This is a genomic window from Mycobacterium sp. NTMscope_Eco_3 (assembly GCF_976985685.1).
This window is the reverse complement of the sequence record NZ_CDRJYZ010000001.1, coordinates 4055050-4073262: the sequence shown is the minus strand read 5'-3', so window position 1 is coordinate 4073262 and position 18213 is coordinate 4055050. Positions and strand designations below refer to the sequence as shown.

Below are 18213 nucleotides of genomic sequence, written 5' to 3'. Positions count from 1 at the left end.
CGGCGCCGCGAGAGGGAGGGCGGCACCCGGGTGCACTGGATCGCTCCGCTGCGCGATCCCTGACAACGAATTGCCTTGCCCTGCAGCTCCTTACTGACGCTTGTCGGCGGGACGGACGCGGCGGTGCGCGGTCAGGAGCAGGTGGTCGAATTCCGATTGGGTGTTGAGCGGCAGGCCGGCGCCGCGGAAGTCCTGAGCGATCTGCTCGGCGAGCGTCCGCAACTTGACGTTCGCCTCCTGCGACAGCCATCTGAGCAACTCGAAGGCCGCGCTGTCGCTGAGGCCGTAGACCAGCATCAGCATTCCCTTGGCGCGTTCGATGCCGGCCCGATTCTCGTTGATCTCAGCGAGTTTCGCGCTGACGGCCTCCTCGTTCACGTGCCCGTTCGGCGCGGAGATGTCGATGTAGAACCCGTGCGTTCCGATCACGCCGCCGTCGTCGTCGTAGAGCCGATCGCCGACCACGACGACCTGGCGTACGTTGCCGGCGGTGTCGATGATCCGGTGGCGGGTGCTGAACGCCTGGCGGGTGTTCACGAGCTGATCGATGGTCGCCGCGACCTGTCCGCGGTCATCGGGATGCTTGTGTGAGAGCACCAGCTCGGTGGTGGGAACGACGCTGCCCGGCTCGTAGCCGTGCATCCGCTGCACCTGTTCCGACCATTCCCACCGCTGATCGGTGAAGTAGAACCGAAACCAGCCCGCGGGTTGGGCGTCGCCGCCGGACAAGGCCTGCTCGACGCTGGCCGTTTCGCCGTTGAGTTCCCATGTCGCTTCCACGGTGGCTCCTAGCTCGGTGCACGCAGCCGAGGGCGGGCGGCGGCCGCGGGGCCGGCACGCGAGCGCGTGCCGTGGGTGCCGCCGCCCGGCCCGCTATCCGGTCAGGCGTTGATGACTTCGCGATGGCCGGCGCCGTCGGCGACGGCCCGGGGAGCGTCGCCGCGACCGACGGCGATCTTGCGCGGCTTGGCCTTCTCGGCCACCGGGATGTGCAGACTCAGCACGCCTTCGGCGTAGGACGCCTGGATCTTGTCGGTGTCGAGGTTTTCGCCGAGCACCAGCTGGCGGCTGAACACGCCGCGTGGCCGCTCGGTGGCCAGCATCTCGCGGTTGGGGTCGAGGGCCGGTCGTTCTGCCCGCACGGTTACCACATTGCGCTCGATGTCGATGTCCAGTGAGTCGGCATCGATGCCGGGCAGGTCGAACTCGACGACGAACTTCTCGCCTTCGCGCCAGGCGTCCATCGGCATCACCGCCGGCCGGGCGGCCGTACCGAGCACCTGGTGGGCAAAGCGGTCGAGCTCACGGAAGGGATCTGAACGCATCAGCATGGTAGTCACCTCTCACTCCGATCTACGCGGTGGTCCGGTAATTTCCTATGTCTAATGACATAGATTCGGTATAGCACCATCGACATATTGACGCAAGTATGCTAAACAGATTTTCAAGTGAATCAGCTGAGGGGATGTGCGATGGTCGAGCACCGCGGCGAGGCCGGGGCTCCGGCGTCCGACCACGGGGTGTACGGCATCTCGGTGGCCGCCGAACTGTCCGGGATTCCGGTGCAATCGTTGCGGCTCTACGAACGCTATGGATTGCTGACGCCCGCGAGAAGTCAAGGGGGAACCCGCCGTTACAGCGCCGACGACCTGACGCGGCTGCGGCGCATCAGCGGGCTGGTCGAGGCCGGGGTCAACCTGGCCGGCATCGCGCGCATCCTCGATCTCGAAGACGACAACGAGACGCTGTCGGCCGCCAACACCGACCTGCGCTCCACCAATCGCACATTGCGCGAAGCCGCGAAGGCGCCGAAGGCCGCCGCCGGCCCCGGCGAACGCGGCGCGACCAGGCCCTGAACCGGTCGCAGATTGCGCCCACCTCCGTCGGGTACTCACCCCGCTGTGCCTTGAAGCGCGGCGAACGAGTCTTGAAGGAGACGCAATGGGAGATCTGACCGAAACCGGCGCTCAGGTGGTGGACGGCGCGCGGCACGAAGCCGACGCCTACCGCGGCGACAACCCCCGGCCGTTGGGCGGCTACCTGGTGGTCCTGGTCGTCTACGCCGTCGTGGTGTCCGTGGCGACGGCGGCCGCGGTCGCGAGCGGGCGCACCTTGCCGACGCGCTGGCGGATCCAGGATCTGATCATCCTCACCCTGGGCACCCACAAGCTCTCGCGAACCTTGACCAAAGACGCGGTGACCAGCCCCCTACGCGCCCCGTTCACGCATTACGCGGGCACGGGCGGCCCCGCCGAGGTCCAGGAGGAGGTTCGGGAGCACAGTCAGCTCCGGCACAGCCTGGGCGAGCTGTTGACCTGCCCGTTCTGCCTGGACATGTGGGTCGCCACCGGATTTGCCATCGGCCTGGTGTTCGTACCCCGGTTCACCCGGCTGATCGCGGGCGTCTTCAGCGCACTGGCCGGGGCGGATTTTCTTCAACTCGCCTACGCGATGGCCCAGCAGTCCGCCGAAGGCTGAGATCAGCTCGTCTTGGGCATCGGGATGCCCTCGCTGGCCGTGAATTGTGCGTCGTCCTCGGAGGACAACCCGATGGACACGACGGAGCGGTTGAACAGCATGTCGGTCAGGTAGGCCAGCGACACCGCCCACCGGTTGACGCCGCGGGGGATCGCGTACAGGTGGTAGGACCTCGTCACGACCTTGGCCGGCAGCCCGGACAGATGGATGTTGAGCGGGTTGGCCACCGCTTTTCGGGGCCCCAGATCGACCACCAGGCCCAGGTTGCGGTGCTTGTAGTCCTTGAAGCTGCCGTAACCGAGGCTGGCGGCGACGTTGCGGGCCAGCACCTTGCCCTGCCGGGTGGCGTGTTGGGCGGTCGGCGGCGTGACCTTGCCGGGCTGGGTGAGGTCGGGAACCGCCGCCGCGTCACCGGCCGCGAACACCTCGGGGTGACCGGGCACCTGTAGATCGGGCTGCACCGTGAGCCGGCCCTTCTCGGTCGGCAAACCCAGGTCTTGGATCAACGGGGCACCCGTCACCCCCGTCACCCAGGCGATCGTGTGCGTGTCGATGCGCGAATCATCGCTCAGCACAACGTGATCGGCGTGCGCCTGCTTGAGCGTGACACCGAGCCGGACGTCGATGCCGCGCCGCCGTAACACCTTCATCGCCGCCTCGCCGAGCTTCTTGCCCACCTCGGGCATCACCTGCTCGGCCAGGTCCAAAAGCAGGAACCGCACTTCGGCCGGGTTGAAGCCCATCTGTTTGGCCGCCGCGTCGGCCAAGGCCCGCAGCTGCACCACCAACTCGGTGCCCGAGTAGGAGGCGCCGACCACCACGACGGTGCGCCGGGCGGCGGCCACCCGGGGATCGTCGTCGATGTTGGCCAGCTCCAGCTGCTCGATGAAGTGGTCCCGCAGGTAGAGGGCCTCGGCGGTGGTCTTCAACCCGCGCGCATGTCGTGCGAGGCCCGGGACGTCGAACAACCGCGTCACCGATCCCGGCGTGAGCACCAGCCGGTCCCAGGACATGGAATGGCTGCGTTCCTCGGGATCGCAGTACGTCAGCGTCTGTTGCGCGAAGTCGACCCCGTCGACGCGCCCGCGCACCGCATGCACGCCCCGCAGCGAATTGGCCAGTGGGATAGCGACAAAGCGGGCATCGACGACACCGCCGGCCACGTCGGGCAGCAACGGGGTGTAAAGCATGTAGTCGACCGGAGAAATGATCGTGATGTCGACGGGTGCGTGCCGCCGGCGCAGAATTCGCGCCAGATGGCGGGCGCAGGTGAATCCGGTGAAGCCGCTTCCCACAATCGCAATGGAGGTCACCGACCCGAGTGTAGGCGGACTTCCGCGGCAAGGAGTCCTCGCGCCTTCGGAAGCCAGCAGACGATCGCGAAAACACTTGATCAGCAAGGTGTTTCGAGGAAGCGGGCACTCAGAAGCGGCCCGGGCCTCTTCCCTTTCGGAGGCCCCGGCCACCGCCGTCGTCCCACCGGTTTCGTTATCGTGCCTTGCGCTTCGTTGGATGGCTCATAGACTTCTCGTTGAGCGGTGGCGTTCGCGCGTTGGCAGATGCCGGCGCGACGCCTATCAGGAAGGGCTCTGCGGGCCATGACGGTTCCGGGGGTGATGTGATGCGAGACGGCAGCGCCACGATCGTCAATCAACTGGTGGAGCTGGTGGCCAACCTGGAGCGTGAACAACGCGGCATCGCGGCCGGTCTGCACGAACTCCTCGACAACGGGGTCCACCACGTGGCCGGATCACAGTACGCGGGGATCACCCTGGCCGAGAAGGACGCATCGGTCAGCAACGTGGCCGCGACGCACCGCTACCCGATGGTCCTGGACGCCATCCAGGACAGCTCCGGCGAAGGGCCGTGCCTGACCGCCGCCTGGGAGCACCACATGATGCACATCGCCGACCTGAGCTCCGAACGGCGCTGGCTGCGCTACCGCCGGCTGGCGCTCGAACAGACCCCGATCCGCTCCATCCTGTCGTTCGAGTTGTTCATCGACGGCGGCAGCATGGCGGCGCTGAACTTCTACGCCGACCGCCCGCACGCTTTCACCGAGGAGTCGGTGGAGATCGGCACGGTTTTCGCCACGCACATCGCCCTGGGATGGTCGATGATGCGCCGCCAAGACCAATTCCGTAGCGCCCTGGCGTCGCGCGACATCATCGGGCAGGCGAAGGGGGTCATCATGGAGCGCTTCGGCATCGACTCCGTCGCAGCGTTCCAGTTGCTGACCCGGGTTTCGCAACAATCCAATATCAAGCTGATCGAAATCGCTCGGGCGCTCATCGAGAGCGAACATCCGCTCCAGTGCCGCTGGCACTGACCACGACCCATGCGGGCGTCCGGCGCCGCCGTTTCGACGGGTGGCAGGCGGGTATGCGCCCTTGCCATGAAGGCTGTCACGTGGCACGGCAAGCGCGATGTGCGGGTGGATTCGGTGCCCGACCCCAAGATCGAGCAGCCCACCGATGCCATCATCGAAGTCACCTCCACCAACATTTGCGGGTCCGACCTGCACCTCTACGAGGTTCTCGGGGCCTTCATGAAGCCGGGGGACATCCTCGGCCACGAACCGATGGGCATCGTGCGGGAGGTCGGCGCCGAAACGGGCGACCTTCGGGTGGGGGACCGGGTCGTCATTCCCTTCCAAATCTCTTGCGGCAGTTGCTACATGTGCGGCCAACAGCTTTATACCCAGTGCGAGACCACCCAGGTGCGCGACCAGGGCATGGGGGCGGCGCTGTTCGGCTACTCGGAGCTCTACGGCGAAGTCCCCGGCGGGCAAGCCGAGCTGTTGCGCGTTCCCCAGGCCCAGTTCACCCACATCAAAGTCCCTGTGGGGCCGCCTGATTCGCGATTCGTCTATCTGTCCGACGTGCTACCCACCGCCTGGCAGGCGGTCGCGTACGCCGACATCCCGGAGGGTGGCACGGTCACCGTGCTCGGTCTGGGCCCCATCGGAGACATGGCCGCCCGCATCGCCGACCACCTCGGTTACCGCGTCATCGCCGTCGACCTGGTTCCCGAACGGCTGGGCCGCGCCGCGCAACGCGGCATCCACACCATCGATGTGGGCCGGCTCGACTCGTCGCTCGGTGACGCGATCCGCGACCTGACCGACGGACGTGGATCCGACTCCGTCATCGAAGCGGTGGGCATGGAGGCGCACGGTTCGCCGACCGCCAAACTGGCGCAGCAGGCCACCGGGCTGTTGCCGGACGCGCTGGCCAAGCGGCTCATGCAAACCGCCGGGGTGGACCGGCTGTCCGCCCTGTACTCGGCCATCGACATCGTGCGGCGCGGGGGAACGATCTCGCTGATCGGCGTGTACGGCGGAATGGCGGACCCGCTTCCGATGCTCACCCTCTTCGACAAGCAGGTGACCCTGCGGATGGGCCAGGCCAACGTGAAACGCTGGGTCGACGACATCATGCCGCTGCTGACCGACGACGACCCGCTTGGCGTCGACACCTTCGCCACCCACGTGCTTCCGCTCGATGAGGCCCCGCACGCCTACGAGATCTTCCAGAAGAAGCAGGACGGAGCGGTGAAGGTCATACTCAATCCGTGATTGACTCTGCCACAAGGCTTTCCGCGTAGTGACACCGGCCCGGCGGGCGGCCCGGGAGTTTGACCGCCACGCCGGCGGGGTATTGATGCGCCATGACTCCCGCAGAGGCCGCAGCCCCCACGCCGACCGGAGAGGTGTGGCCGGGTAGGGCCTATCCGCTGGGCGCGTCGTACGACGGGGCGGGCACCAATTTCGCGGTGTTCAGCGAGGTGGCCGAGCGGGTGGAGCTGTGCCTGTTCGACGCCGAGGGCACCGAGAGCCGCATCACCTTGCCCGAGGTCGACGGCTTCATCTGGCACGCCTATATCCCCAACATCGAACCCGGCCAGCGCTACGGCTACCGCGTGCACGGACCGTACGACCCGCAGGCCGGACACCGATGCAACCCGAACAAGCTGCTGGTGGACCCGTATTCCAAAGCCATTGACGGCTCGTTCGAGTGGAATCAATCGCTCTTCAGCTATAACTTCGGCGACCCCGACAGCCGCAACGACGACGACTCGGCGGACAGCATGCCCAAGTCGGTCGTGATCAACCCCTACTTCGACTGGGGCAACGACCGCCCACCGGATCGCCACTACGCCGACACCGTCATCTACGAGGCCCACGTGAAGGGCCTGACCCAGACCCACCCGGACATCCCCGAACAGCTGCGCGGCACCTACGCCGCGGTGGCGCACCCGGTGATCATCGACCACCTCAAGGGTCTCGGCATCACGGCCATCGAACTGATGCCGGTGCACCACTTCGCCAACGACTCCACCCTGGTCGACAAGGGTCTGTCCAACTACTGGGGCTACAACACGATCGGATTCTTCGCGCCCGACTTCAAGTACTCCGGCGCCACCACGCCGGGCGGGCAGGTCCAGGAGTTCAAGGCCATGGTGCGGTCGCTGCACGAGGCCGGCATCGAGGTCATCCTCGACGTGGTCTACAACCACACGGCCGAGGGCAACCACCTCGGCCCCACGTTGTCGATGCGCGGCATCGACAACGCCGCCTACTACCGGCTGGTCGACGACGACAAGCAGTACTACATGGACTACACCGGCACGGGCAACAGCCTCAACGTCGGGCATCCGCACGCGCTGCAGCTGATCATGGATTCCCTGCGCTACTGGGTGACCGAGATGCATGTCGACGGTTTCCGCTTCGACCTGGCCTCGACGCTGGCCCGCGAGTTCTACGACGTCGACCGGCTGTCGACGTTTTTCGAACTCGTGCAACAGGATCCGACCGTCAGCCAGGTCAAGCTGATCGCCGAACCGTGGGACGTCGGGCCGGGCGGCTATCAGGTGGGCAACTTCCCGCCGCAGTGGACGGAATGGAACGGCAAGTACCGCGACACGGTCCGCGACTTCTGGCGCGGCGAGCCCGCCACCCTCGACGAGTTCGCCTACCGGCTGTCCGGATCGGCCGACCTCTATGAGCACACCGCGCGCCGGCCGGTGGCGTCGATCAACTTCGTCATCGCCCACGACGGGTTCACGCTGCGCGACCTGGTGTCCTACAACGAGAAGCACAACGAGGCCAACGGCGAGGACAACAACGACGGCGAAAGCCACAACCGGTCGTGGAACTGCGGGGCGGAGGGGCCCACCGACGACGAGCAAGTCAACGCCCTGCGCGCCCGCCAGCAGCGCAACTTCCTGACCACTTTGCTGTTGTCCCAGGGCGTGCCGATGATCTGTCACGGCGACGAACTCGGACGCACCCAAAACGGCAACAACAACGGCTATTGCCAGGACAACGAGCTCACCTGGATCGATTGGGGCGCCGCCGATGCGGGCCTGCTGGAGTTCACCCGGACGGTGTCGGCGCTGCGCGCCGAGCACCCGGTGTTCCGCAGGCGCCGGTTCTTTTCCGGCAAGCCGGTGCGCCGGCGCGGCCAGGACAGCGTGCCTGATATCTCCTGGTTCACCCCCGAGGGTGCGGAGATGACCGACGAGGACTGGGGCGCGAGTTTCGCCAAGTCGGTCGCGGTGTTCCTCAACGGCCACGGCATCGCCGGCCGCGACGAGCGGGGCCAACGGGTACTGGACGACTCGTTCCTGCTGTGTTTCAACGCCCACTACGAGCCGATCGAATTCACCCTTCCGCCAAAGGAATTCGGTTCCTCCTGGCAGGTCGTGGTGTACACCGGGCCCGAAGAGACCACGCCCGCCGACGAGGTGCCCGGCGCGGGCAAGCTCAACGTGGAGGCCCACACCGCGGTGGTGCTGCGGGGACTTCCCTCGGCCTAGCGGATCCGGCGAATTACTCTCGCCGACAAGGCCGCATCGGCTATTTTTCTTCCGCACGATGTCGATGCCGCGTGTCGACCGCCGGGAACGAGAGGGACAGCCGATGGACAGGCCCGGTCCCGGCGCGCGTCTGGAATCGGCGATGAACACCTCCGGGCGGGCGGCCGCGCTGTTGGTGCTCGTGGTCGCCGCGCTGACGTGGGTGGGCTGGACGGCCGGCATCGAGCGGTTGACGCGGATCTATCCGACCTGGCCGCAGATGATGCCGTGGACCGCGCTGTGGCTGGCCGCGCTGAGCGCGGCGATCCTGGTGCAATGGGGGAGTCCGTCGCGCGAACGGATTTGGGCCGGACGGGGTTTGGCCGCCGCCGCGGCCGCCTTCGCGGTCGTCGTCCTCGCGGAGTACGCGAGCCTCGGCTCGTTCACCGTGGACAGGATCTGGTTCGGCGAGGCCGTCGGCATGCACGAGTGGTCCTGGCCGGGGCGCCCGAGCGTTCAGACGGCGTTGTCGGCGCTGCCCTTGGCGACCGTCATCGCGCTGATCCGGGTGGATCGGTCGACCCGCGTGGTCTGGCCCCTGTGCCTGGCGGGCAGTGCGGCCATCCCGTTCGTCACGGCGGGGGCCTACCTGTTCGACGCCTTGGCGCTGGTGGGCGTTTCGCCGTCGAAGGGCCAGGCGTTCCTGACGGCCGTGGCCCTGTTGCTGCTCGTCGCGGCCACCGCGCTGGCGCGCGCCGACCGGTTTCCGCTCGCGTGGCTGCTCGCCCGACCGGACCGTTCCTCGTTGGTTCGGTTGCTCGGGATCCTGGCCGGCTTTCCGCTCGTCGTGGCCGTGGCGAGGCCGATCTTCGTGGAGCTCGGCCCGGACGACAACGCGCAGTGGACCTTCTCGATCCTGTTGGGAACCGCGGTCGTCGGGGCGGTGACCTTCTACTTCAGCCAGCGCGAGCAGCACTTGCTGATCGCCAAGGAGGTGGCCAGCAAGCAACGCGCCGAGGCCGAGATGCGCTATCGCCTTCTCGCGGACAACGCCGTCGACATCATCGTGCACTTCCGCGGCGGCGAGGTCGCGTGGGTCTCCCCGTCGGTGGAACCCGCGCTGGGTGGCCCGCTGTCCCGGTGGACCGGCCCGGATTTCGCCGGCCGCATCCACCCCGAGGATCGCGACAACCTCCAAACCGCCCTCCGCCGTATCGCGGGCGGCGAACAGGTGCTCCAACGCTTCCGGGTGTGTGCCCTCGACGGCGAATACCACTGGGTCGACGGTCACGGGAAGCCCTACACCGATGCCCGGGGCGACACCGACGGGCTGATCGCGGCGTTGCGGGTGGTCGACGATCAGGTCGAGGCCGAACAGCGACTGGAACGGTTGGCGCGGTTCGACACCCTCACCGGTTTGGTGAACCGGGCCGAGGCCCTGGCCCGGCTGGAGGCCGCGCTGCGGCAACCGCAGCCCGCGGGCACCCATGTCGGTGTCCTGTTTTGCGACGTCGACCGCTTCAAGGCGATCAACGACCGGTGGGGACACGGGACGGGCGACGTCGTACTCGCGACCGTGGCGGCGCGGATCCGGGCGAGCGTTCGCCGCGGGGACACGGTCGGGCGCACCGGCGGCGACGAAATGCTGATCCTGTTGCCCGGCGTCCGCAGCGCCGACGAACTCGCCCAGATCGCCGAGAAGATCCGCCGTCGCGTCGCCGAACCCATCGCCGTCTCCGGCGACACGATCGGCGCGACCCTGAGCATCGGTGCCACGCTTGCCCGTCCCGCCGAGTCCGTCGACGCGGTCACCGCGCGCGCCGACGAGGCCATGTACCGGGCCAAGTCGGGCGACCGGAACACCGTCGAGGCGACGTAAATAGCGAGTGATCGCCACCGGACGAGTCGCATCCGGTAGGTTTCTCGCGACAGCGTCTCGCGTTACAAGAGAGGGCGAATATGTCAAGGACAGTGGTGGTCGGCGCTTCGAGTGGGCTGGGCCGTTGCATCGGGGTCGGTCTCGCGCAGCGCGGCGATCAGGTCGCGCTTCTTGCCCGGCGTCTGCAGCGCATCGAGTCCGCGGCCAAGGATGCCGGCCCGAACGCGATCGCCATCGAATGCGATGTCACCGACGAGGCGTCCTGCCGGTCGGCGATCGGTCGGGCCGCCGACGCCCTCGGTGGGATCGACAACCTCGTCTACACCCCCGCCGTCGGGCCGCTCGTCCGCATGGTGGACACCGACGCCGACACGTGGCGGCGCGTCTTCGACACCAACGTCATCGGCGCGTCGCTGGTGACGGCCGCGGCGATGCCGCACTTGACCGCGTCGGCCGGCAAGGCGGTGTACCTGTCCTCCGACGCCGGCACCTTCGGGCCGCCGTGGCCGGGCCTGGGCGCGTACGGCGTCAGCAAGGCCGCCCTGGAACGGCTGGTCGAGGCGTGGCGGGCCGAACACTCCGACGTCGGCTTCACCAACCTGATCGTCGGGGAGTGCGCCGGCGGAGAGGGCGACGCGGCAACGGGAATGAACGCCGACTGGGATATGGACCTCGCCATGAAGGCGGTCCCGCTGTGGTCGTCGCGCGGTTGCATGCCCGGCAAGTTGATGCCCGTCGACGACCTGATCGACGTCGTGCACACCATCCTGCGCACCAACGCCTCGACGTCGATGCCGCTCGTGGTTGCGCGCGGCGCCCCGGCCAGCCCCGCGGCGTTCGCGGAAGCCAACCAGTCCTGATCAGCCGGACTAGCTGCGGCCGAGCTTTTCCCGCGCGAGGTCGGTGAGGAAACGCGCCGCCGACGTCGGCCGGAACGCCAGCGCCGCCTCGGTGAGCGCGTCGCGGGATTCCGTGGGTAGCTCGATGTCGGCGGCGGCGACGTTGAACTCGAGCTGCTCGACGCTGGACGCGCCCGGAATGGCCACCACGCCCGGGTAACTGATCAACCAGGCCAGCGCCACCTGTGCCGGCTTGGCGCCGACTTGCGTTGCGACGTCGCGCAACACCTGCAGCAGCGGCTCGACGCGGCGCAGGTTCTCGGTGCCGAACAACGAGTTCATCGCGCGAACGCCGCCGGGGCGGTTGTCGACGCCGTACTTGCCGCCCAGCAGCCCCTGTTCCAGTGGGCTGTAGGCGATCACGATGCGGTTCTCCCGTTCGGCGAACGGCACCAGGTTCTTGAGCGCTTTCGGGTAGGCGAGCGAGAAATGCACCTGATTGCTGATCACCGGCCGGCCCAGCGCGGCGTCGGCCTTCTGCCACCGCTGCAGCGAATAGTTCGAGACGCCCGCCGCCCCGATCGTGCCGCGGTCCAGCAGATCTCGCATCCCGGGCATGATTACCGAGTCCGGCACCACCGGGTTGGGTTGGTGGACCTGGTAGAGCGGGATGCGATCCAGCCCCAGCCGCCGGGCGCTGGCTCGCGCGCGTTGCCTGACCACGGCCGGGAAGGGGGCGACCGGCATGATCTTGCTGGCCACCGCCACCTCGGCGCGTTCGTCCCCGAGCGCCTCGCCCAGGATCCGCTCGCTCTTGCCCAGCCCGTAAACCTCGGCGGTGTCGAACAGCGTCACCCCCAAGGCGCGGGCGCGCCGCACGATGTTGCCCGCGGCGCCGGTGGCATAGCTGTCCCCGTAACCCCATTCGCGCGAGCCGAACTGCCAGGTGCCCAAGCCGATCCGGCTGACGCGTCCGACCCCGTCGACGTCGACATACTTCATCCGCTCAGCGTAGTGGCGATCGCAAGAGCGGCGGAGCCGGTCAGCCGGGGATCTTGCCGAGGATGTAGTTGGCGATGGTGACCGCGGCCACCCGGGGCCGCTCGCTGTCCGTGCTGCCGCTGGCGGACACGTTCAGGTCGATGACGACGTTGGCCTTGGCCGCGACCGCCCGCGCCGAGCGCACCTGTATTCCCTTGGGCGTCAAGTCCAGTGTGGTGATGCCGTTGCCGGCGTCGGCGGGAGCGCTCACCGCCATCGCGATCGGCTGCCCCCCGGACGCCGTCACGGTGACGGTCGATCCGCCGCACTGGCGCCATCCGGACAGCAGCGTGTTTAGCTGTGACTGCGCCCCGGCCGGATCGCGGAACGCCGCCACGCCCTGGATGACTTGGATCGACTTCAGCATGCTGCGCGTGTCGGTGAATTCGCCCGCGTGATAACCGGTGAAGGAGCCGGGGGTGTAGGCGTCCGGGCTCCCGGCGGCGATGCTTCCCCAGCATTCCGGGCGGTTGATGCTGCCGTCCTGCGCCGAGCGGCCGGGGCTGTTCCACGTCGGCCCGACCTCCAGGTTCGCGTCGGCGGTGATGTTCCTCAGCGCGTCCAACCCGGGCAGCAGCGTGGTGATGGTGTCCGGCGGGACGGTGGGCGGCGGGGGACCGCTGGACGTGGTGGTCTCGCGCGCCGCCCGGTGTGACGAGGTGGAGCCGCCCAGCGTCGCCCACCCGGCCAGCGCGACGACCGCGAGCAGGATGAACACGTACGACAGCGTCACACCCACCAGGGCGCGGTCACGGCCGAGTTCGCCGGTCCGCCGGATTCGCGCCAACCCGAGGTGTCCCAGGACCGCTCCGGCGGGCGCGAACACGAACGCGAAAATCAGTGACAGCGTGGCCAACGTGTTGACGGCCGGGCGGTACGGCGGGGGCGCGGGCGGCGGCGTGAACGCGGGTGGTTCCGCCGGCGGCTCGATCGGCTCGATCGGCTCCATCGGCGGGACTGACGGCGGCATCCGGCCGAGCGGGTCGTAGCTCAGCGGGTTCTGCCAATACGGGTCCTGCGGGTTGGTCACGCCGTGCCTCCTTCGCGGCCGAACCTGCCCGAAATGTAGCCGACGGCCAGGGACCGTGCCCGAACCCACGCGCCCCAGGCGCGGCCTGGCGATGCTGAGCACATACCCCACCGGGGCGCGGCCACACCCGTTTGACGGCCGATTTCGCCGGGTAGCCGCTTCGGTGAGCGCGCAACAGCCCTGCGCGTCGAACCAAGGAAGATGGGAGGGACACCATGGCACGCACCGCCATCACGTCGCCCACCGACGTGGTCGACTTTCTCCTCAGTCAGCACGAGCAGATCAAGGCGAGGTTCGCCGAAACGCTGGCGGCGTCCGGACAGGCGCGGGAGAAGGCTTTCGTCGAGCTTCGGCGACTGCTCGCCGTGCACGAGACCGCGGAGGAAGAGATCGTTCACCCGCGAGCCAAGCGCAAGATCGCCAACGGCACCGCCGTGGTGGGCAAGCGGCTGCACGAAGAGCACGAGGCCAAGACGGTTCTGCAGCGGCTGGAAAAACTCGACGTCGACAGCGAGGAATTCACCCGCGAGCTGACCACGCTGCGCGACGCGGTGATCGACCACGCCGAGCACGAGGAGCACGACGAATTCGCCAAGCTGGGCGAGGAATTGAGCGCCGACGAGCTGGAACGGATGGGCCGCGCCGCGCAGCTCGCCGAAGCCATCGCCCCCACCCGGCCGCACGCCGGGGTGGAATCCCAGGTGGCCAACCTGGCCGCGGGTCCGTTCGCCGCGATGCTGGACCGCGCCCGCGACGCCATCATCGGGAAGGGCTGACGAGCCACCCGGGGCTGGGTACCCCCGCTCAGTGGGGGAGCGGGGGTACCCACGCCACGGCATTCACATGACCGCCACATCGAAGGCCCCCGGCGCCGCCCGCTACCTCCCCGAGGAGCGGGGCATCGACGCGCTGCGCAGCGCGGCCGAAACATGCCATGGCTGTTCGCTTTTCGAAGACGCCACCCAAACCGTATTCGGTAACGGGCATCCGGGAGCGCCGATCATGTTGGTGGGCGAGCAGCCCGGCGACCAGGAGGACCGCGCCGGTGAGCCGTTCGTCGGCCCGGCGGGGCGACTGCTCGCCCGGGCGCTCGAAGACGCCGGCATCGACCCGGTGCTGACCTATCAGACCAACGCCGTCAAGCATTTCAAGTTCACCCGCAAGGGCGGCAAACGGCGCATCCACCAGAAGCCGGGCCGCACCGAAGTCGTCGCCTGCCGGCCCTGGCTGATCGCCGAGATCGAGGCCGTGCAACCCGAGGTCATCGTGTGCCTGGGAGCAACGGCCGCTCAATCGTTGCTGGGCACCACTTTTCGGGTTTCGGTGCAGCGCGGACGCGAGCTGAAGCTCCCGTCGTCCGTCGACATCGCGATGACGCCCGAGCCGATCGTGGTGGCCACGGTGCACCCGTCGTCGGTGTTGCGGGACCGCAGCGACCGGCACGACGAGGTCTACCGGTCGTTCGTCGACGACCTGCGCAGCGCGCGTTCCGGGCTGGCCTGACCGGGCGGCCGACCGCCGGGTCAGCTCTTCTTGTGCGGCATGAATTCCTGCATCTTGGTTTTCAGGCCGACCTTGACGAAGCCCACACGGTCCTCGTCGCCGGACAACACCGCCGCGGTGGCCGACTTGAACTGCTCCCAGGTGGCGTGCGGCGGGATGGGCGGCATGTCGGGATCGGTGAATACGTCCAGCACGGTGGGACGGTCGGCCGACAGGGCATTGCGCCACGCGTCCGACAATTCGTCGGGATCCTTGATGGCCATGGCGTTGAGACCCAGGCTGGCAGCGAAGGCGGCGAAGTCGACGTCGGGAAGGTTTTGGGACTCCGCGAATTTCGGCGCGCCCGCCATGGCGCGCATTTCCCAGGTGACCTGGTTGAGGTCGTTGTTGTGCAGGATCGCGATGATCAGGCGGGGGTCTTTCCATTCGCTCCAGTAGCGCTTGATCGTGATCAGCTCGGCCATGCCGTTCATCTGCATGGCGCCGTCACCGGCGAACACGATGACGGGCCGGTCGGGATTGCCGAATTTCGCACCGATGCCGTAGGGAACCCCGGGCCCCATCGTCGCCAGCGTGCCCGACAGCGAGCCGCGCATGTCGCCGCGGAAGCGCAGGTTGCGCGCGTACCAGTTGGCCGACGAGCCGGAATCGGCTGTGACGATGGCATTCTCAGGCAGCTGCGGGGACAGCTCGGAGAACAGCCGCATCGGGTTGATCGGATCGGCGCTGACCATCGCTTCCTTGTCCATGGTCTCCCACCAACGCGCCACGTTCTTCTCGACGCCCTCCCGCCACGACCGGTCCTCCTTGCGGCGCAGGTGCGGAATCAGGGCCCGCAGTGCGGACTTCGCATCAGCGACCAGGTTGACCTCGTACGGGTAGCGCATCCCGATCATTCGCCCGTCGACGTCGATCTGCACCGCCCGGCACTGGTCGAACTGGGGCAGGAACTGCGTGTAGGGGAAGCTGGATCCCACCGTGAGCAGCGTGTCGCAGCCCATCATCAGCTCGTAGCTCGGCCGTGTCCCAAGCAGCCCGATAGACCCTGTGACCCAAGGCAATTCGTCCGACAGGACGTCCTTGCCCAACAGCGCCTTGGCCGCGCCCGCGCCGAGCAGGTCGGCGACCTCGGCCAGCTCTTCGCGGGCCCCGCGCGCACCGGTACCCACCAGCATGGCGACCTTCTTGCCGGCGTTGAGGACGTCGGCGGCGCGCGCGATGGCGGTGTCGTCCGGGGCGATGTCCGGGTATTCGATGCCCAGGCTGGAGGGCACCATCTTGAACGCGTGCTCCGGCGGGGAGTACGGCAGCTCTTGGACGTCGCTGGGGATGATCAACGCCGTCGGCGCCCGCTGGGTCATCGCGATGCGGATTGCGCGGTCCAGGACGTTGGGCAATTGCTCGGGGACGGTGACCATTTGGACGTAATCGCTGGCGACGTCCTTGAACAGGTTCAGCAGGTCGACCTCCTGCTGGTAGTTCCCGCCCATGGCGCTGCGGTTGGTTTGACCGACGATCGCCACCACCGGCACGTGGTCGAGTTTGGCGTCGTAGAGGCCGTTGAGCAGGTGGACCGCGCCGGGGCCCGACGTCGCCGCGCACACTCCCACCCGGCCGGTGAATTTCGCGTAGCCGACCGCCTCGAAGGCGCTCATCTCCTCGTGGCGCGACTGGATGAACTGGGGTTTGTTGTCGGCCCGCCCCCACGCGGCGAGGAGCCCGTTGATGCCGTCGCCGGGATAGCCGAACACGTGCTCGACGCCCCACGCCCGCAACCGCTCCAGCAGGTAGTCGGAGACCTCTTGTTTGGACATGTTTCCCTCCTGGGCAGACGGTTCTTCAGTGCTGGCGGGTGGGCGTGTGTGGCTGTTGGTTGAACCACCTGCAGGCAGGCGTGGCTACGGCAGACAGCCGCGCATGGGCGGCTTTGGCACTTCCCACAGGTGCGGGGTTACCCGCAAACGGTGTTGTTATTCCCCTTCACGAGCCGGCCAGCTGACTCACAGCCAGTTAACAGCTGGCGGTGGGGAACAGTTCATGCCGTCTTACGCAGGGTGAACGAGCCGTTGGCGTTGTCGCTCTTGGCTACGCGCCGGATCAGCATCCGGGTGGCCTTGTCCAGAATCTCCTGGGCCACGTCGGGCTTGCGGGCGCGCTCGGCGCGGCGCACCGCCGCGGCGATGGTCAGGCCCTGCTCATAGCCGGTGACGACGCGGGGATCCACATAGGAACCGCGCGCCACCGCCGGCGTGTTGCCCAGCTCCTCGGCCACCTCTTTCATCACGGCGGCCTCGACGCGCTTGGCGACCCGGCCCGACACCGCCGGGTCGGCGTCGGCGAAGGCCGCCGCCGCCAGCACCGTGCCGTGCCACGTTCGCAGGTCCTTGACGGTGTAGTCGTCGCCGGCCAGCTCCTTGAATCGGGCGTTGAGGTCGTCGGCGCGCACGTCGAGCCACCCGGAAGCGGTGCGGCACACCAGCAATCGCTCGGTGCGGTTGGGCCTGCGCATCAGCGAGCGCACCGCCCGGACAACGTCGGCGTCCTCGATCTCCACGGTGCGCCGGACCCCGCTCTTGGCGGGAAAGTCGAATTCGACGGCGTCACTCCGGATTACCACATGTTCACACAGCAGCGTGGACAAACCGTAGGACTCGTGTTCCTCGGCGTATTGCTCGCCGCCGGCGCGGAAGTAGCCGCGATCGAGCAGCCGCAGCGCGAGCGCCAACACCCGCTTCCGGGTCAAGCCCTGGCGCGCAAGGTCTTTGGCGATCTCGGCGCGCCATGCCGGTAGCCGCGTCGACAGTTCCAGCACCCGGTCGAACTTCTCCTCGGCGCGTTCGGCCTGCCAGGCGGAGTGGTAGAGGTACTGGCGGCGGCCGGCGGCGTCGACGCCGACGGCCTGGATGTGACCGTTGGGAAACGGCGAGATCCACACCTTCTTCCACGCCGGCGGAATGACGAGATCCTTGATGCGCTGCAGGGTTTCCGGATCGGAAACCGGCTTGCCGCTTGGCTCGTAGTAGGAGAAGCCCTTTCCGCGGCGCTTGCGCGCGATTCCCGGCTTGCTCAGCACGCTGCGACGCAGTCGCATCCTCGGCCCTCCAGTTCCGTCCGCCGGCCGCATCACTATTCGCCAGAAGTACCCGCCGGCAAAGGCGTTCACACGGACCGTCACGGTTCAACGCGGAAACGACCCGCCACAACGTTGTGGCGGGTCGTCTCGTGGGCTGGATCAGCCGGCCATGAACTCGTGGTAGGCCGACTCCAGGTTCGGCGGCAGGGCGGTGACGTTGCACTGCCGTTCGGTGTCGCCGATCGGGGCCAGGATGCCGCGCAGGTCGTAGTACTCCTGCGGGTGTCCGGTGAAGTAGCTGCGCAGGCTTGATGCAGCTTCGGGCCGCGGCTGGCCGTAGGCGGCCGTCACCACCTGGTTCGCCCCCGGGTGCGCCGCCAGATACTGCTCGGCGGATCCCTGCACCGAGGAGACGGTGGAGTTCACACCCTCGGGGCTGCAGTCGGGTGCTGCGGACGCCGACGGCGCGCCGACGATGCCCATGGCCATCCCCCCGAGCAGGCAGCCGGCGCTGATTCCGGCCATTCGACGGCGCGCGACAATACTGCTGATTTTCATGATGATTGTTGTC

General features: G+C 67.9%; 17 protein-coding genes. 9 read left to right on the top strand and 8 right to left on the bottom strand.

What is annotated here, in order from left to right; all coding sequences use genetic code 11:
* Window positions 1-90: 90 nt before the first annotated feature.
* Together AC0KTM_RS18785 and AC0KTM_RS18780 are read right to left on the bottom strand one after the other, a co-directional pair.
* Window positions 91-780: a PAS and ANTAR domain-containing protein gene (locus AC0KTM_RS18785; protein WP_225326354.1), complete on the bottom strand. Its 690-nt coding sequence runs from the start codon at window positions 778-780 to the stop codon at window positions 91-93.
* 101 nt (window positions 781-881) lie between these two features.
* Window positions 882-1331 carry an Hsp20/alpha crystallin family protein gene (locus tag AC0KTM_RS18780; RefSeq protein ID WP_225326355.1) on the bottom strand — a complete coding sequence of 150 codons (450 nt, stop codon included), beginning with the start codon at window positions 1329-1331 and terminating at the stop codon, window positions 882-884.
* A gap of 141 nt (window positions 1332-1472) precedes the next feature.
* Here AC0KTM_RS18780 and AC0KTM_RS18775 point away from each other — a divergent pair, with 141 nt between their 5' ends.
* Window positions 1473-1856 carry a MerR family transcriptional regulator gene (locus AC0KTM_RS18775; RefSeq protein WP_225326356.1) on the top strand — a complete coding sequence of 128 codons (384 nt, stop codon included), beginning with the start codon at window positions 1473-1475 and terminating at the stop codon, window positions 1854-1856.
* An 85-nt stretch (window positions 1857-1941) separates the two neighbouring features.
* A complete protein-coding gene (locus tag AC0KTM_RS18770; protein ID WP_225326357.1) occupies window positions 1942-2478 on the top strand; it encodes a DUF1360 domain-containing protein in 537 nt (178 codons plus the stop codon).
* 2 nt (window positions 2479-2480) lie between these two features.
* Here AC0KTM_RS18770 and AC0KTM_RS18765 read toward each other — a convergent pair whose 3' ends face one another.
* On the bottom strand, window positions 2481-3791 hold the full coding sequence (locus AC0KTM_RS18765) for an NAD(P)/FAD-dependent oxidoreductase (protein WP_472416372.1): 1311 nt from the start codon (window positions 3789-3791) through the stop codon (window positions 2481-2483).
* A gap of 308 nt (window positions 3792-4099) precedes the next feature.
* Between AC0KTM_RS18765 and AC0KTM_RS18760 the strand changes: the two genes are divergently transcribed.
* From AC0KTM_RS18760 to AC0KTM_RS18740, 5 genes are all read left to right on the top strand, one after another.
* A complete protein-coding gene (locus AC0KTM_RS18760; RefSeq protein WP_238956643.1) occupies window positions 4100-4807 on the top strand; it encodes a GAF and ANTAR domain-containing protein in 708 nt (235 codons plus the stop codon).
* A 66-nt stretch (window positions 4808-4873) separates the two neighbouring features.
* Window positions 4874-6055 (top strand): zinc-dependent alcohol dehydrogenase, encoded by a 1182-nt coding sequence (locus tag AC0KTM_RS18755; protein WP_238956642.1) that lies wholly within the window; start codon window positions 4874-4876, stop codon window positions 6053-6055.
* A gap of 92 nt (window positions 6056-6147) precedes the next feature.
* Window positions 6148-8298, top strand: a complete 2151-nt coding sequence (gene glgX, locus AC0KTM_RS18750) for a glycogen debranching protein GlgX (protein ID WP_472416370.1) — start codon at window positions 6148-6150, stop codon at window positions 8296-8298.
* Window positions 8299-8362: 64 nt separating this feature from the next.
* Window positions 8363-10156 carry a sensor domain-containing diguanylate cyclase gene (locus tag AC0KTM_RS18745; RefSeq protein WP_308011527.1) on the top strand — a complete coding sequence of 598 codons (1794 nt, stop codon included), beginning with the start codon at window positions 8363-8365 and terminating at the stop codon, window positions 10154-10156.
* A gap of 92 nt (window positions 10157-10248) precedes the next feature.
* Window positions 10249-11016: an SDR family oxidoreductase gene (locus tag AC0KTM_RS18740; protein ID WP_225326571.1), complete on the top strand. Its 768-nt coding sequence runs from the start codon at window positions 10249-10251 to the stop codon at window positions 11014-11016.
* Between the two features lie 9 nt (window positions 11017-11025).
* Here the strand turns inward: AC0KTM_RS18740 and AC0KTM_RS18735 are convergent, their stop codons facing one another.
* Together AC0KTM_RS18735 and AC0KTM_RS18730 are read right to left on the bottom strand one after the other, a co-directional pair.
* Window positions 11026-11997 carry an aldo/keto reductase gene (locus AC0KTM_RS18735; RefSeq protein WP_238956639.1) on the bottom strand — a complete coding sequence of 324 codons (972 nt, stop codon included), beginning with the start codon at window positions 11995-11997 and terminating at the stop codon, window positions 11026-11028.
* 40 nt (window positions 11998-12037) lie between these two features.
* The gene (locus AC0KTM_RS18730; RefSeq protein ID WP_238956638.1) at window positions 12038-13066 is read right to left on the bottom strand and encodes a sensor domain-containing protein; all 1029 of its coding nucleotides are present in this window, start codon (window positions 13064-13066) and stop codon (window positions 12038-12040) included.
* 215 nt (window positions 13067-13281) lie between these two features.
* Here AC0KTM_RS18730 and AC0KTM_RS18725 point away from each other — a divergent pair, with 215 nt between their 5' ends.
* Window positions 13282-13842: a hemerythrin domain-containing protein gene (locus AC0KTM_RS18725; RefSeq protein WP_225326365.1), complete on the top strand. Its 561-nt coding sequence runs from the start codon at window positions 13282-13284 to the stop codon at window positions 13840-13842.
* Between the two features lie 67 nt (window positions 13843-13909).
* Complete coding sequence (locus AC0KTM_RS18720; protein ID WP_225326366.1) at window positions 13910-14569, top strand: UdgX family uracil-DNA binding protein; 660 nt, start codon at window positions 13910-13912, stop codon at window positions 14567-14569.
* Window positions 14570-14589: 20 nt separating this feature from the next.
* On the opposite strand, the gene AC0KTM_RS18715 is transcribed toward AC0KTM_RS18720, so the two are convergent.
* From AC0KTM_RS18715 to AC0KTM_RS18705, 3 genes are all read right to left on the bottom strand, one after another.
* A complete protein-coding gene (locus tag AC0KTM_RS18715; RefSeq protein WP_225326367.1) occupies window positions 14590-16383 on the bottom strand; it encodes a thiamine pyrophosphate-requiring protein in 1794 nt (597 codons plus the stop codon).
* A 221-nt stretch (window positions 16384-16604) separates the two neighbouring features.
* A complete protein-coding gene (locus AC0KTM_RS18710; protein WP_472416368.1) occupies window positions 16605-17660 on the bottom strand; it encodes a DNA topoisomerase IB in 1056 nt (351 codons plus the stop codon).
* A 141-nt stretch (window positions 17661-17801) separates the two neighbouring features.
* Window positions 17802-18200: a heme-binding protein gene (locus tag AC0KTM_RS18705; RefSeq protein WP_225326369.1), complete on the bottom strand. Its 399-nt coding sequence runs from the start codon at window positions 18198-18200 to the stop codon at window positions 17802-17804.
* Window positions 18201-18213: the final 13 nt, after the last annotated feature.

What these genes read in the sequence shown, in the direction of transcription:
- AC0KTM_RS18755 (WP_238956642.1), top strand. Translation starts at nt 4,874, where the DNA reads ATGAAGGCTGTCACGTGGCACGGCAAGCGCGATGTGCGGGTGGATTCG.
- AC0KTM_RS18760 (WP_238956643.1), top strand. Translation starts at nt 4,100, where the DNA reads ATGCGAGACGGCAGCGCCACGATCGTCAATCAACTGGTGGAGCTGGTG.
- AC0KTM_RS18725 (WP_225326365.1), top strand. Translation starts at nt 13,282, where the DNA reads ATGGCACGCACCGCCATCACGTCGCCCACCGACGTGGTCGACTTTCTC.
- AC0KTM_RS18745 (WP_308011527.1), top strand. Translation starts at nt 8,363, where the DNA reads ATGCCGCGTGTCGACCGCCGGGAACGAGAGGGACAGCCGATGGACAGG.
- AC0KTM_RS18780 (WP_225326355.1), bottom strand. Translation starts at nt 1,331, where the DNA reads ATGCTGATGCGTTCAGATCCCTTCCGTGAGCTCGACCGCTTTGCCCAC.
- AC0KTM_RS18710 (WP_472416368.1), bottom strand. Translation starts at nt 17,660, where the DNA reads ATGCGACTGCGTCGCAGCGTGCTGAGCAAGCCGGGAATCGCGCGCAAG.
- AC0KTM_RS18720 (WP_225326366.1), top strand. Translation starts at nt 13,910, where the DNA reads ATGACCGCCACATCGAAGGCCCCCGGCGCCGCCCGCTACCTCCCCGAG.
- glgX (WP_472416370.1), top strand. Translation starts at nt 6,148, where the DNA reads ATGACTCCCGCAGAGGCCGCAGCCCCCACGCCGACCGGAGAGGTGTGG.
- AC0KTM_RS18775 (WP_225326356.1), top strand. Translation starts at nt 1,473, where the DNA reads ATGGTCGAGCACCGCGGCGAGGCCGGGGCTCCGGCGTCCGACCACGGG.
- AC0KTM_RS18715 (WP_225326367.1), bottom strand. Translation starts at nt 16,383, where the DNA reads ATGTCCAAACAAGAGGTCTCCGACTACCTGCTGGAGCGGTTGCGGGCG.
- AC0KTM_RS18770 (WP_225326357.1), top strand. Translation starts at nt 1,942, where the DNA reads ATGGGAGATCTGACCGAAACCGGCGCTCAGGTGGTGGACGGCGCGCGG.
- AC0KTM_RS18705 (WP_225326369.1), bottom strand. Translation starts at nt 18,200, where the DNA reads ATGAAAATCAGCAGTATTGTCGCGCGCCGTCGAATGGCCGGAATCAGC.
- AC0KTM_RS18735 (WP_238956639.1), bottom strand. Translation starts at nt 11,997, where the DNA reads ATGAAGTATGTCGACGTCGACGGGGTCGGACGCGTCAGCCGGATCGGC.